This is a genomic window from Gordonia sputi NBRC 100414 (genome assembly GCF_000248055.1).
GTDB classification, from domain to species: domain Bacteria; phylum Actinomycetota; class Actinomycetes; order Mycobacteriales; family Mycobacteriaceae; genus Gordonia; species Gordonia sputi.
In genome coordinates this window covers 1-431 of sequence record NZ_BAFC01000031.1, presented here as the reverse complement: position 1 = coordinate 431, position 431 = coordinate 1, and the positions used below count along the sequence as shown (strand labels likewise).

General features: G+C 60.1%; 1 protein-coding gene. It reads left to right on the top strand.

Annotation, left to right across the window (positions count from 1 at the left end; all coding sequences use genetic code 11):
• The coding region (locus GOSPT_RS04760; protein WP_005203537.1) for an IS256 family transposase at positions 1-397 on the top strand (397 nt) is incomplete at its 5' end.
• Positions 398-431: the final 34 nt, after the last annotated feature.

Below are 431 nucleotides of genomic sequence, written 5' to 3'. Positions count from 1 at the left end.
CAACGCCGAAGACGAACAGCATGCCCGTCAAGCCATCGCTGCATTCGAGAAGACCTACGGTGCCAAGTATCCGAAAGCCGTGGCCAAGATCGTCGACGACACCGACGTGCTCCTGGAGTTCTATCGGTATCCCGCTGAGCATTGGATTCATCTGCGGACCACCAATCCGATCGAGTCGACGTTCGCGACCGTGCGGCTACGGACCAAAGTCACCAAAGGCCCCAGATCCCGCGCGGCCGGCATCGCGATGGCCTACAAACTGATCGAGGCCGCGCAGTCGAAATGGCGGGCGGTCAACGCACCACATCTGGTGAAACTGGTCCGTGATGGCGCCACCTTCGAGAAAGGCAAACTCGTCGAACCCGACGCCACCTCAGGCACCCAGGAGGCCGCCTGAAAACCGCTCATCCACAGGTCTTGACAATATCTCC